The organism is Hoeflea marina, from assembly GCF_003182275.1.
GTDB lineage: Bacteria > Pseudomonadota > Alphaproteobacteria > Rhizobiales > Rhizobiaceae > Hoeflea > Hoeflea marina.
Genome location: NZ_QGTR01000004.1, coordinates 334,743 through 348,909, shown reverse-complemented (window position 1 = coordinate 348,909; position 14,167 = coordinate 334,743). Strand labels below are relative to the sequence as shown.

Here is a 14,167-nt window from a genome sequence, read left to right as displayed (position 1 = left end):
CCATGGCCGTTTCCCCACGGGAGCTGAATGATGAGTACCCAGAATCCGGCCGACGATGCATTGCGGCCCTGTCCCGAGGCGCTCTTGGAAAAGGCGGTGCAGGAAACGCGCGGCCGGTTGAAGATCTTCCTCGGCGCGGCGCCCGGTGTCGGCAAGACCTACGAAATGCTGATGTCGGGGCGGGCGCGCCGGTCCGATGGCGATGACGTCGTCATCGGCCTGGTCGAGACCCACGGGCGGAAGGAAACCGAGATGCTCGTCGAGGGTTTCGAGATCATCCCGAGAACGACGGTTGCCTACAAGGGGCGTCCGCTTGAGGAAATGGACCTCGACGCGGTGCTTGAACGTCGCCCTCAACTGGCTCTCGTGGATGAACTTGCGCACACCAACGCGCCGGGCAGCCGCCATCCGAAGCGCTATCTCGACGTTCTGGAGCTGCTTGAGCACGGGATCGACGTCTATACGACGCTGAACATCCAGCACATCGAAAGCCTCAACGATGTGGTGGCGCAGATCACGCGGATCAGGGTTCGCGAGACGGTGCCCGATTCGGTCATCGACCGGGCGGATGACGTCGAGATCATCGATCTCACCCCCGAAGACCTGATCAGGCGTCTCAACGAGGGCAAGGTCTATCTCCCCAGGACCGCCAGTCGCGCGGTCGAGAACTATTTCTCCCCCGGCAACCTCACCGCGCTGCGCGAACTGGCGCTGCGGCGCACGGCGCAGCGGGTCGACCAGCAACTGCTTTCGCAAATGCGCCAGAGTGCGATCGAGGGTCCGTGGGCGGCGGGCGAACGGATTCTGGTCTGCATCAGCGAGGATCCCCGCTCTGCCAGTCTCGTGCGCTACGCAAAGCGGCTAGCCGACCGGTTGCACGCGCAGTGGACCGCGGTCTATGTCGAAGGCCGGCGCAATCTGCAACTTGATGACGGCGAGCGCAGCCGCATCGCGGACGCGCTCCGGCTGGCACAGAATCTCGAGGGCGGCGCGGTGACGATTCCCGGGGGGGATCGCCACATCTCCGATGACGTCATTGCCTATGCGCAGGCAAACAATTTCACCCATATCGTCATCGGCAAGAGCCGCCGTTCGCGCTGGTTCGAGATCCTGCACGGCTCCGTGGTGCACGAGCTCGTCCGCCGCGCAGGAAACATCAGCGTGCATGTCGTTGCCGGCAGCAAGGAAACCGACATTGTCGCTGCCGCAAAGACCGTCGAGACGGCGCGGCTGCGCCGTCGCCCCAACTGGCTGGCCTTCGGCCGCTCGACGCTCGTGGTCGCGGCCGCCATCGGTGTGGGCCTGCTGCTCTGGCCGTGGATCGGCGTCGAGCACATAGCCCTGATCTTCCTCACGTCGGTGGTGGCCGTCGCCGTGTGGTTCGGCCTCCTGCCCTCGCTCTATGCCAGCGTGCTGTCGGCGGCCAGCTACAACTTCTTCTTTACCGATCCCTATCACACCTTCCTGATTTCCCGGCCGCGCGAGGTCGTCTCGGTGGTCTTTTTCACCATCGTGGCCGTGATCGTTTCCAATGTCGCCGCGCGCGCGCGCGCCCAGACCATTGCCGCCAACGCGAGGGCACGCACCACCGAGTCGCTCTATTCCTTCAGCCGCAAGCTGGCGGGCGCCGGCACGCTCGACGACGTGCTGTGGGCGTCGGCGCACCAGATGGCGTCCATGCTCAAGCTGCGGGTCGTCATCCTGCTGCCCGAGAACGGCACGGTGGCGGTCAGGGCAGGGGTTCCGCCGGACGACACCCTTGTCGATGCCGATATCGCCGCGGCTCGCTGGGCCTGGGAGCACAATCGCGCCGCCGGACGCGGCGCCGACACGCTGCCGGGAGCCAGGCGGCTCTATCTGCCACTGGTCACCGGGAAGACCCCGGTGGGTGTCGTCGGGCTCGATGGCGACCGGGAAGGCCCGCTGCTGACGCCCGAGCAGCGGCGTCTGCTCGACGCGCTCGCCGACCAGGCGGCGGTCGCCATCGAGCGGATCCAGCTCGTCGCCGATGTCGACAGGGCGAAGCTTGCGGCGGCCGCCGACAAGCTCCGTTCGGCTCTGCTCACCTCGCTGTCGCACGACCTCAAGACGCCGCTTGCCGCCATCCTCGGCGCGGCCGGCACGCTCAGGGACTACTGGAACTCGCTGCCGGAGGCGGACCGTGTGGACATGCTGTCGACCATCGTCGACGAGTCGGAGCGCCTCAACCGCTTCATCGCCAATCTCCTCGACATGTCGCGGATCGAGACCGGTGCCATGGAGCCCAATGCCTCCTGGCAGTATCTGGATGACCTCGTCGGCTCGGCGCTGCGGCGGGCACAGAAGATCCTGTCGGGTCACCGGACGCAGGTCGACATCCCGTCCAGCCTCCCGGCGCTCAGGCTGGACCCGGTGCTGTTCGAGCAGGTCCTGTTCAATCTTCTCGACAACGCCGCCAAATATGCGCCGCCTGGCACCATCATCCGGCTGCGCGCCTGGGAGGACGGTCGCTGGGCGATTGTCCAGATGCTGGATGAAGGGCCGGGAATACCGCAGGCCGATCTGGAGCGGATCTTCGACAGCTTCCATCGCGTGAGCAAGCGCGACCATGTGCTCGCCGGCACCGGTCTCGGCCTTTCGATCTGCAAGGGTTTCGTGGAGGCGATGGGCGGAACGATCACCGCCTCCAACCGGACCGACCGCAGCGGCGCCGTATTCACGATCCGCCTGCCGGTTCCGATCGACATGCCTAAACTGGAAGACCTGGGATGACCAATCTGAGCGTGAAGATTCTCGTGGTCGATGACGAGCCGCCGATCCGCAGGCTGCTGCGCGTCGGCCTGACCGCCGAAGGATACGCGATCATCGAAGCGTCCAGCGCCATGGAGGCGATGGAAAAGGTCGGGGACGAACAGCCGGATCTGATCCTGCTGGACCTGGGTCTGCCCGACATGCAGGGACACGACCTGCTGGCCAGGTGGCGGAATGAGCTGGTCGAACTGCCGATCATCATCCTGTCGAGCCGCACGGACGAGACCGGCATCGTCAAGGCGCTGGAGCTCGGCGCCGACGACTATGTGACCAAGCCCTTCGGCATCAGGGAATTGGCAGCCCGCATCCGCGTCGCCCTCCGCCACAGACTCCAGCAGCAGGGCGAACGGCCGGTCTTCCAGACCGGCGAGTTGTCGGTCGACCTGGTCAAGCGGATCGTCAGGGTCGCCGGCAAGGAAGTGAAGCTGTCGCCGAAGGAATACGACATCCTTCGGGTGCTGGTGCAGCACGCGGGCAAGGTGATCACACATCAGCATCTGCTGAGCCAGGTCTGGCGCGGATCAGGCGATGTCCAGTATCTGCGCGTCTATGTCCGGCAGTTGCGCCAGAAGCTCGCGCAGGAGGCGGATGCGCCGCAATACATCACCACGGAGACCGGCGTCGGATACAGGCTGCGCGAAGCCGACTAAGGCATTTCCAGAGGAAGTGAATCTCACGTCGTCGCGGGACAATGCGACAAGTCAAAAGCTAAGAGCGCCTCTGCGATGCAATGAAAAGCAGAAGCGCTCCAGGGCGACAACTGGCCGCGAACCCCGCCGCGACGGCCACTGAACGGAAACAGGCAAGAATGACGATATCCGGCATCATGACGCCAGGCGACGTGCTCATCGGCGTGACAGTCTCCGGCAAGCCGAAGCTGCTCGGCTTCGTGGCGGACACCGCCGCGGCGACCCTGGGAATCGGGGCGTGCGTCATTCTCGACGCGCTTGAGGGCCGGGAACGGCTGGGGTCGACGGGCATCGGCGCGGGCATCGCCATTCCCCATGCCCCGGTCGATGGGCTGGCCGCCCCGTTCGTGCTGCTGGTCGGTCTTGCCGCACCGATCGATTTCGATGCCATCGACGACAGGCCGGTGGATGTCGTCTGCATGATCCTGACGCCGCCGGGCGACCAGTCCGGCTATCTGAAGCTGCTGTCGACGATCGCCCGGCAGTTGCATCGCCCGGAGACGGTGAAGGCGATCAGGACCGCGGGGGACGCGGCGCAGGCCTACGAGGCGATCGCGGGTTGCAAGCCGTGACCGGTCTGTCGGCGCGCTGACGGTGGTCGGCGGCCCCGGCTGCTCTTCGGATGCCGCGCACCGGCGGACGTCTCCGCACTGCACGCCGATGGCCGGGACAGCAAAATCATCCGCTTGACGCTGCCGGGGCGCAGGGCGACACTGGCGGAATTGTGCGCTGCGTGCGTCCCGTTTCAGTCCCTTCCGGAGTTCTCCATGATCATCGATCCACCCTACCTGATCTTCCTCGGCGATGTTCCCGACGCGCTGGCCGCCAAGACCGGTCTGGGCATCGTCGACTGGCGGCCGGACTGGTGCATCGGCCAGTTGCGGCTGCCGGGCTGCCAGGCCGATGCCGGAATCCCGGACCTGTCGATCGCGGAAGCGAAGTCCCGGGGTGTGAAAACCATGGTGGTTGGCGCCGTCAATGCCGGCGGCGTGCTGCCGCCGCACTGGATCTCCCCGATTGTCGAGGCGCTCGACGCCGGGCTCGATGTGGCCACCGGCCTGCATGTGAGGCTGTCCTCGGTGCCCGAGATCGCCGAGGCTGCCGCGCGCAGCGGCGCCAGGCTCCACGATGTGCGCTTTTCCGACCAGCGCTTTGCCACCGGCAAGGGTACCAGGCGGCCGGGTCTCAGGCTGCTGACCGTTGGCACCGATTGTTCGGCGGGCAAGAAATACACCGCCCTTGCGCTGGAACGCGAGATGCGGGCGCGCGGCTGGGACGCGGATTTCCGCGCCACCGGCCAGACCGGCGTGTTCATTTCCGGCCGGGGCGTCTCCATCGACGCGGTGGTCGCCGATTTCATCTCCGGCGCGGTCGAGTGGATCTGCCCGGCGGCCGATCCCGGGCACTGGGACCTGATCGAGGGGCAGGGCTCGCTGTTCCACCCGAGCTTCGCCGGTGTCTCGCTCGGCCTGTTGCACGGCGCCCAGCCCGATGCCTTCGTCGTCTGCCACGAGCCGACCCGAACCACGATGCGCGGGGTCTCGCATCCGCTTCCGTCGATCCAGGAAGTCATCGATCTCACCATCGCCTGCGGCAGGCTGACCAATCCGGCGATCAAATGCACCGGTATTGCGGTCAACACCCAGAAGCTCAATGAATCGGACGCACGCGTGCTGCTCGACGGCTACGCCGCCGATTTCGGCGTGCCGGCCACCGATCCGATCCGCTTCGGCGTTACCAATCTGGTCGACCGGCTGGAAGGATTTGGCCAGAATCGCTAACGCTTTTCCCGCAGCGCTCCGCCGCTGGAGCATTTCCAGACGAAGTGAATTTCACTTCGTCGTAGGACAATGCGACAAATCAAATACTCAGAGCGCCTCTGCGATTCAATGAAAAGCGGAAGCGCTCTAGGGTTGTACGGCGCGCTGTCTTGTTTGCCGAAATGCAGTTGCGGACGGACAGATGTCAAAACAGGTGTTGCATGGACGCAGACCGTCTGGCTGACCGCTTTGACGCGCGTGAAAACACAACCTACTGTAGGACACGCCTTGGCTCCTCACGCCAAGAGAATGGAAAGTCCGACAGGAAGCCAAGACGCTGGACACTTCAGGCAAGCCACACGCCGAACATGACGTCAGCGGCGGCGCCTGCCCGGATGGGCCGCGGCTCCGCTCGAGCGTGATCCGGGACGCCGCGCACCAGACCGCCCTGCAGCCCTGGGTGCCGATGGACTGTCACCAGCTCTCCAGCGGCGACCGGGTCGGGCAGGTGGACATTCTCGAGCTGGGGGCCGAGCGGCTCGTGCGCGAGCGCCAAGACGCGGCGGTGCAGAAACTGGGCATCATGCCCGCCGGCCTGTGCACCATCTCGCTGTCGCGTATCCCGAACGTTCGCTTCTCCGAGATTCTCGAGACCGACGATCAGTCGGTGTTCTTCCTGCCGGAAAACACCGAATTCGATGTCCATGTTCCCTGCGGCATCGAAACCGCCTATGTCAGCTTCAATCAGGATGATTTCCTGCGGGCCGCCCGGATCCTTGATCCCGATGGTTGGGAAACAGCGCCGCGGCAGCTCACCTGGCTGCAAACGCCCCGGAAGGCGGCCCTGTGGGCGGCCATCGACCAGTGGTTCCGCCTCGCCGCCGGCGAGGCGGCGCCGCCGGCGGGCGTGCTGCAAAAGGCGCTGTTCGAGACGGTGCTTCAGGTCGCCACCGCCGTTCCGCTCAACTGCGCGAGCGATCCCTCCGCCTCGACCCGCCGCAGGGCCATGGGCATCGCCCGGGCGGCGAGCGCCTTCATCGAGGGGCGCCTCGCGGAAGACCATCTGCCCAGCATCATCGACATCTGTCAGGAACTGCGGGTTTCCCGGCGCGCGCTGCAATATGCCTTCCTCGACTACGCCGGTCTCACGCCGCTCGAATATCTGCGGCGTGTCCGGCTCAACGGCGCGCGCAAGCTGCTGCGCGAGTCCGGGCCGCAGTCGATCACGGTGACCGAGGCTGCCATGCGCTTCGGCTTCCTGCATCTCGGCCGCTTCGCGCTGGACTACAAGGCCCTCTTCGGCGAGTCCCCCTCCACGACACGGACCGCGTAAGCGCCGGATAAATCGGCCGATTTTTTGAGATTTGCCAAAATCGGATAGCGCGCACTCTCCACCCTCCTCAAGGTTGCACCGGACCGAACCCGTCACGCTGTCCACACAGCGCGGCGTGTCGGCATGGGGCACGTCTGTCGAAAGGGAGCCGCCACGGACGTCTTTTGCGTTCGGGGCCAAAGCCGCGACGGTCGCGTCCTCAGCTGATTTCAACAGGGGCCGCGGCCCCGATCGCGGACGCGGGGAACAGAACGACATGCGGCATTCTTTCATCGGCGAACCGAGCGACCACGGCGAACGGGGACCGTTCGGCCGGGCGAACACCCATCCGCGGCGGCGCGCCATGCTGCTGTCCGCCACCGCGCTGGTCTCCGCGGCCCTGCTGATTGCCGCCTCCCATTCCGCCTTGGCGGATCTCAAAGTGATCGGCAACCAGACGCTGATCGGCACGGGAGAGGGCGGCGACGGCACCGAAGGCACGCTTGGCACCAGTCCGCTTGATCCAGGCCTCGTTTTCGTGGGCACCAGTTCAGGGGCCGGCGGCCTGACGATTTCGGCCGGCGGCTCGCTCTCGAGCTCCAATAGTTACCTGGGGTATTCTGCCGACTCGACCGGCACGGTCATGGTGACGGGCGCCGGCAGCACCTGGACGAATAGAACAAACCTTACTGTCGGCTACATTGGTGCTGGCGAACTGACGGTTTCGGATGGCGGGTCGGTCTCGAGCTTCAACAGTTATGTGGGGGGTGTTCTCGGCTCGACCGGCACGGTCATGGTGACGGGCGCCGGCAGCACCTGGAGGAATACATTAAAGCTTACTGTCGGCGACATTGGTGCCGGCGAACTGACGGTTTCGCAGGGCGGGTCGGTCTCCAACGTGGACGGCTATCTGGGGGCCGATTCCGGCGCGACCGGCATCGCCACGGTGACGGGCGCGGGCAGCACCTGGACGAATTCGGGAAGTCTCCGTGTCGGCAGCTACGGCACCGGCACGTTGACGGTGTCGGAGGGTGGCGCGGTGACGAGCGCCAACGCGTATCTGGGGCAGGGCAGCGCCGGCACCGGCACGTTGACGGTATCGGAGGGTGGCGCGGTGACAAGCGCCAACGCGTATCTGGGGCATGGCAGCGCCGGCGTTGGTACGGCCACCATCACCGGCGCGGGCTCGACATGGACCAATGACGCCCTCGCCGTCGGCTGGTTCGGTACGGGCACACTGAGCATTGCCGATGGCGGAACGATTTCGACGGATGATAGCGCATTTGTCGGCATGCAGGGTGGCAGCAAAGGTGCGGCCACGGTCACCGGAACGGGCTCGAGCTGGACCACCGGCGGGTTTCTCGGCGTAGGTTACAGTTCCTTCAGCGATGGCGCGCTGACGGTTTCAGCCGGCGGAGCAGTGACGACCGCTACGGGATATATAGGTTTTAACCACGACAGCACCGGCGCGGTCGTGGTGACCGGCGCGAATTCGCGCTTTACCAGCACCACGGGGCTGGGAATCGGAAATGGTGGCGCCGGCGTCCTGACGATTGCCGATGGCGGCACGGTCAATGTCGGCGGCGGGTCCGGCACCGTGACGATCACCGAACAATCCGATGCGACCGGAACGATCAACATAGGCGCCGCTGCCGGCGACACGGCCGTGGCGGCCGGCACCCTGAACGCCGGAACCCTGGCGTTTGGCATCGGCACCGCCAAGCTCGTCTTCAACCACACCGATACCGATTATGTCTTCAACGTGGACCTGACCGGTTCCGGCGCCCTTGAGCACTATTCCGGCACGACCAGCCTGACGGGCGATCTTGCAGGCTTCACCGGCCCGATAGCGGCCCTTGGCGGAACGCTTTCGTTGAACACGACCTATGGCGGCGCCGTCACCATCGGTGACGGCGGCCGTCTCGCCGGCAATGGAACGATCGGTGGGATCACGGCCAATTCGGGCGGCACGGTTGCGCCGGGCAACTCCATCGGCACGCTGACTGTCGCCGGCAACGCCAGCTTTGCCGCTGGTTCGACCTATGAGGTCGAAATCGACAGCGCCGGCAATTCCGACCGGATCGCGGCGACCGGAGCCGCGGCGATCAATGGCGGCACCGTCTCCGTGATCCCCTATCCGGGCTACGCCGTGGCCACCCCCTACACGATCCTGACGGCCACCGGCGGCGTGACAGGGACCTTCGACGCCGTCACCTTCGCCTCCCTCTTCCTGACGCCGTCGCTCACCTACACCGCCAATGACATCCAGATGACGATCGCGCAGAGCAGCTTCGCCAGCGTGGCCGCGACACCCAATCAGGCGGCGACGGCCGCGGGACTGGATAGTGTAGGCAATGGCGGTGTCTTCGATGCTGTCCTGGCGCTCGGCACCAATGCCGAGGCGCAGGCTGCCTATGACGCCCTGTCCGGCGAGATCCACGGCTCCGCCAGGGGGCTGCTGCTCCAGCAGAGCCGCATCGGCCGCGATGTCATCGGCGCGCGCATCCGCGCCGCCTTCGGCGGTCCCGGCCCGGGCGACAGGCCGCTGATCGCCTTCCACGGCAAGGGCGACGCCCCGGCCATGGGAGCGGTTGCCTGGGGGCAGGCCTACGGAGGCTGGGGCCGGACCGGCGGCAATGCCGCCGGGCTGGACCATGCCGGCAGCGGCTTCTTGCTCGGCATGGACGCGGATGTCTTCGGCGGTTGGCGCGCCGGTGTGCTGGCCGGGTATGGCAAGAACCACTTCAACGTCGACGCCCGCGGCTCTTCCGGCGATGCCGACAGCTATCACGCCGGTGTCTACGCCGGCCGTCAGGCCGGTCCGCTCGGCCTTCGGCTCGGCGCCACCTACGCCTGGCATGACGTCGCCACCAGCCGACAGGTGATCGTCGGCGCCTTCAGCGACAGCCTGAGCGCCCGCTATTCCGCCGCCACCGCCCAGATCTTCGGCGAGGCGGGCTACACGCTGGACACACGGTTCGCCCGGCTGGAGCCCTTCGCCGGCCTCGCCCTGGTCAACCAGCACATGGACGGATTCACCGAGACCGGCGGCGCGGCGGCGCTCACCGGCCGGGTCAGCAACGACACCACGGGCGTCACCACGCTCGGCCTCAGGGGCGAGACAGGCCTGGGAACCTTCAACGGCTTCACCACATCGCTGACCGGGTCGCTCGCCTGGCGCCACGCCTTCGGCGATGTGGCTCCGTCATCGACCCTGCGCTTTGCTTCCGGCAGCGACGCCTTCGCCATCTCCGGCACCCCCATCGACGTGGACACGGCGTTGGTCGAGGCCGGTCTGGCCTTCGGCTTCACCAACGGAATGGACCTGTCGTTTGGCTACAGCGGCGAATTCGGCAAAGGCCTGCAGGACCACAAGGTCTCGGCTCACCTGGCGGCAAGTTTTTAGGAGATATGACCCGCCCGACGAACAGGGGGCTGACTTGGGGCCGTCCACAACCGGCAATTTCGCTGTTCTGTCTCTCCACCGCCTCGTGATCTTTTCTCACTCATCATCCGATTTGTGGGGTCTTTTCCAGTCCTTGCGAAAACAGTCGGCAAAATTGCGGCCAATGTAATTGGTCCAAAGACGAACCGCTTCCCGGTTGACTGTCCGCCACAATCGGCGGCGATTCCAGGGTGAGGCGCTTCTAAGCCGAAAGTAACGCTTGCAACGGCGGCAAAGGCGAATAAACTAAACGAGCGTTCATTTAATTCAGATGCGCACTGGACGCGGATCCTATGGGAGTGGGGACCGCCGAATTCCGGAGACGAGGCCGGGGAGCGGCCAATGGCGGGATCATCCGCCGCCGGGCAGGCGCCAAGCCGCCCGGACAGGGGAGGAAGTGGAGGAGATGCAGTCCACAGGCATCACGTCCGGCGGCAAGCCGGTCACGTTTCCGCAATATCTGCTGCTCAACGCCCGGCGCTTCGCCGATCGTCCGGCCATGCGGTTCAAGGACTACGGCATCTGGCAGACCTGGAACTGGGCCGAGCAGATGGTCGAGGTTCGCAATCTGGCGCTGGGGCTCAAGGCCATGGGGCTGGGGCCGGGCGACCGCATCGCCATTGCAGGCTCCAATCGGCCGCGCCTCTACTGGGCCTTCTGCGCCGCGCAGTCGCTGAAGGCCATTCCGGTGCCGGTCTATGCCGATGCGGTGGCCGAGGAAATGGCCTATGTGCTCGACAATTCGGGCGTCCGCTTCGCCATCGTCCAGGACCAGGAGCAGGTCGACAAGATCCAGTCGATGGCCGAACGCATCCCGCTCCTCACCGACATCATCTTCGACGAACCGCGCGGCCTGCGCGACTATGATCTCGCCAAGCTGCACGACTACGAGGCGGTCGCCGAGTCAGGGCGCGCCGCTGGTGCCGACGCGAAGGCCGTCTCCGACTGGGAGGCGGGCATCGCCGCCTCCGACGGCTCGGAAATCTCCGCCATCCTCTACACGTCCGGCACCACCGGGCGCTCCAAGGGCGTGATGCTGGGGGCTGCGCGGTCGGTGAAGGCCGCCGAGGACACCGCCCGCTTCGACCATCTCGACGAGCATGACGAGGTGCTCGCCTACCTGCCGCTGGCCTGGGTCGGCGACCATTACCTCAACTATGCCCAGGGCTATGTCTCGGGCCTGTGCATGAGCTGCCCGGAAAGCCCGGACACGGTCCCGCTCAACCTGCGCGAGATCGGCCCGACCTTCTATTTCGCCCCGCCGCGGGTGTTCGAGGGGCTGCTCACCAGTGTGATGATCCGCATGGAGGACGCAAGCGGCCTGAAGAAGAAGCTGTTCCGCCATTTCCTCGCTGTCGCCAAAGCGCATGGCGAGAAGATCCTCGAGGGCCGGCCGGTGCCATTGTCCGGGCGGATCGCCTACTGGTTTGGCGACAAGATCATCTACGGGCCTCTGCGCAACGTGCTGGGCTTCACCCGCATCCGTGTCGCCTACACCGCCGGCGAGGCGATCGGGCCGGATCTGTTCTCGTTCTTCCGCTCGCTCGGCATCAACCTCAAGCAGCTCTACGGCCAGACCGAGGCGTTCCTCTATGTGACCTGCCAGAAGGACGGCGAGGTCCGCCCCGACACGGTGGGGCCTGCCGCCCCCGACGTCGAGATCCGCATCGCCGAGAGCGGCGAGGTGCAGTTCCGCTCGCCGGGCATGTTCGTGGGCTATTACAACGCCGCCGAAAAGACGGCCGAGACGCTGACCCCGGACGGCTTCGTGATGACCGGCGACGCCGGCATCTTCGACGCCCAGGGGCACCTCAAGATCATCGACCGCGCCAAGGACGTGGGCAAGCTCAACTCGGGGGCGCTGTTTGCACCGAAATACATCGAGAACAAGCTCAAGTTCTTTCCCAACATCAAGGAGGTCGTGGCCTTCGGCGACAAGCGCGACTTCGGCGCGGTGATGCTCAACATCGACCTGACGGCGGTGGGCAACTGGGCCGAGCGCAACAACATCTCCTACGGGTCCTACCAGGAACTCGCCGGCCTGCCGCAGGTCTACGAGATGATGCGCGGCCATGTCGAGCAGACCAACCGCGACCTCGCCGCCGAGCCGATGATGGCCGGCGCGCAGATCAAGCGGTTTCTGGTGCTGCACAAGGAACTCGACGCCGACGACGGCGAACTGACGCGGACGCAGAAGGTCCGCCGCAGCTTCATCGACGAGCGCTACGCGCCGCTGATTGCGGCGCTCTATGACGGCTCGAGCGAGAAATATGTCGAGACCGAAGTCACGTTCGAGGACGGCCGCAAGGGCATGATATCGGCCACGGTGAGGATCGTCGATGTGCCGGTCTTCCCCGCGGCTGCCGATCACAGGGAGGCCGCGGAATGAATGCGCGAATCCAGCATGTCGAGCTGCACGCCGCCGATGACGGGCTCAAGCCCGGCGACGTCATGCTCAACATCGAGAACGTCTCGCTGTCCTTCGGCGGCGTCAAGGCGATCACCGACATCTCCTTCGACATCCGCAAGGGCGAGATCCGCGCCATCATCGGCCCCAATGGCGCCGGCAAGACCTCGATGCTCAACGTCATCAACGGCTTCTACCACCCGCAGCAGGGCACCATCACCTTCCGCGGCCAGGCGCGCTCGCGCATGCAGCCGCACGAAGCGGCGCTGTCGGGCATCGCCCGCACCTTCCAGAACGTGGCGCTGTTCAAGGGCATGTCGACGCTCGACAACATCATGTCGGGCCGCACGCTGAAGATGAACACCAATTTTTTCTGGCAGATGCTGCATGTGGGGCCGGCACGCAACGAGGAGATCGCGCACAGGCTGAAGGTCGAGGAGATCATCGACTTTCTCGAGATCCAGGCCATCCGCAAGACGCCGGTGGGCAAGCTGCCCTACGGGCTGCAGAAGCGCGTCGAGCTGGGCCGGGCGCTGGCGATGGAGCCCGACCTGCTACTGCTCGACGAGCCGATGGCGGGAATGAACCTGGAGGAGAAGGAGGACATGAGCCGCTTCATCCTCGACGTGAACAGCCAGATGGGCACGACGATCGCGCTGATCGAGCACGACATGGGCGTGGTGATGGACATTTCCGACCGTGTCGTGGTGCTCGATTACGGCCGCAAGATCGGCGACGGCACGCCCGGCGAGGTCAAGGCCAACCAGGACGTCATCGACGCCTATCTGGGAGTGTCGCACTGATGGATACGCTCTATGCAGTCTTCGTCGATCCCTTCGCGCAGATGATCGACATGCCGGACTTCTTCCTGCAGGTGCTGTGGGAAGGCTTCGTCGCCGGCGTGCTCTATGCGCTGATCGCGCTCGGCTTCGTGCTGATCTTCAAGGCCTCGGGCGTGTTCAACTTCGCGCAAGGAATCATGGTGGTGTTCGCCGGGCTGACCCTGGTTGGTCTGCACGAAAAGGGCGTGCCCGCCTGGCTGGCGCTGATCCTGGCGATCGCGGTGATGGGGGTGCTGGCGTTGGCCGTCGAGCGCCTGGTCATGCGGCCGCTGGTCAACCAGCCCGACATCATCCTGCTGATGTCGACGATCGGGCTCACCTATTTCCTGGTCGGCTTCGGCGAGTTCGTCTTCGGCGGCGAGCCCAAGCAGATGATCACCCGGGAGCTCGGCCTGCCGACCGGGTCGACGGCCATCGAAATCGGCGAGAACGGGCTCCTGATCCTGCAGCACATCGACATCGCCGCCGCCGCCATCGCGCTGCTCATGGTGGCGGGGCTCGGCATCTTCTTCAACAAGACCCGCATCGGCCGGGCGCTCCGGGCGGTGGCCGACGACCACCAGGCGGCGCTGTCGGTGGGGATCTCGCTCAACCAGATCTGGGTCATCGTCTGGTTTGCTGCCGGCATCGTGGCGCTCGCCACCGGCATCATGTGGGGCGCGCGCTCGGACGTGTCGTTCGCGCTCGAGATCATCGCGCTCAAGGCGCTGCCGGTGCTGATCCTCGGCGGCTTCACCTCGATCCCCGGCGCCATCGTCGGCGGGCTGATCATCGGCATCGGCGAGAAGCTCGGCGAGATCTACTGGGGGCCGCTGGTCGGCGGCGGCATCGAGAGCTGGCTCGCCTACATGATCGCCCTCATCTTCCTCCTGTTCCGGCCGCAGGGCCTGTTCGGCGAACGCATCATCGAGCGGGTCTAGGA

Annotated in this window: 9 protein-coding genes; all 9 read left to right on the top strand. The window is 65.7% G+C overall.

Annotated features, from left to right (window positions below; all coding sequences use genetic code 11):
• Positions 1-30: 30 nt before the first annotated feature.
• Complete coding sequence (locus DFR52_RS17055) at positions 31-2,751, top strand: sensor histidine kinase (RefSeq protein WP_110033201.1); 2,721 nt, start codon at positions 31-33, stop codon at positions 2,749-2,751.
• Positions 2,748-3,440 (top strand): response regulator transcription factor, encoded by a 693-nt coding sequence (locus tag DFR52_RS17050; protein WP_110033200.1) that lies wholly within the window; start codon positions 2,748-2,750, stop codon positions 3,438-3,440. The genes DFR52_RS17055 and DFR52_RS17050 overlap by 4 nt, the downstream gene beginning before the upstream one ends.
• A 158-nt stretch (positions 3,441-3,598) precedes the next feature.
• The gene (locus DFR52_RS17045; protein ID WP_110033199.1) at positions 3,599-4,051 is read left to right on the top strand and encodes a PTS sugar transporter subunit IIA; all 453 of its coding nucleotides are present in this window, start codon (positions 3,599-3,601) and stop codon (positions 4,049-4,051) included.
• 195 nt (positions 4,052-4,246) lie between these two features.
• Positions 4,247-5,260, top strand: a complete 1,014-nt coding sequence (gene dgcN, locus DFR52_RS17040; protein WP_110033198.1) for an N-acetyltransferase DgcN — start codon at positions 4,247-4,249, stop codon at positions 5,258-5,260.
• A 397-nt stretch (positions 5,261-5,657) separates the two neighbouring features.
• Positions 5,658-6,572, top strand: coding sequence for a helix-turn-helix domain-containing protein (locus DFR52_RS17030; protein WP_110033196.1), 915 nt, complete (start codon positions 5,658-5,660; stop codon positions 6,570-6,572).
• 256 nt (positions 6,573-6,828) lie between these two features.
• The gene (locus DFR52_RS17025) at positions 6,829-9,957 is read left to right on the top strand and encodes an autotransporter outer membrane beta-barrel domain-containing protein (protein WP_110033195.1); all 3,129 of its coding nucleotides are present in this window, start codon (positions 6,829-6,831) and stop codon (positions 9,955-9,957) included.
• A 445-nt stretch (positions 9,958-10,402) separates the two neighbouring features.
• Positions 10,403-12,385, top strand: a complete 1,983-nt coding sequence (locus DFR52_RS17020) for an AMP-binding protein (protein ID WP_110033194.1) — start codon at positions 10,403-10,405, stop codon at positions 12,383-12,385.
• Positions 12,382-13,206 (top strand): ABC transporter ATP-binding protein, encoded by an 825-nt coding sequence (locus DFR52_RS17015; protein ID WP_110033193.1) that lies wholly within the window; start codon positions 12,382-12,384, stop codon positions 13,204-13,206. Before DFR52_RS17020 ends, DFR52_RS17015 begins: the two co-directional genes overlap by 4 nt.
• Positions 13,206-14,165 carry a branched-chain amino acid ABC transporter permease gene (locus tag DFR52_RS17010; protein ID WP_110033192.1) on the top strand — a complete coding sequence of 320 codons (960 nt, stop codon included), beginning with the start codon at positions 13,206-13,208 and terminating at the stop codon, positions 14,163-14,165. The genes DFR52_RS17015 and DFR52_RS17010 overlap by 1 nt, the downstream gene beginning before the upstream one ends.
• Positions 14,166-14,167 lie beyond the last annotated feature (2 nt).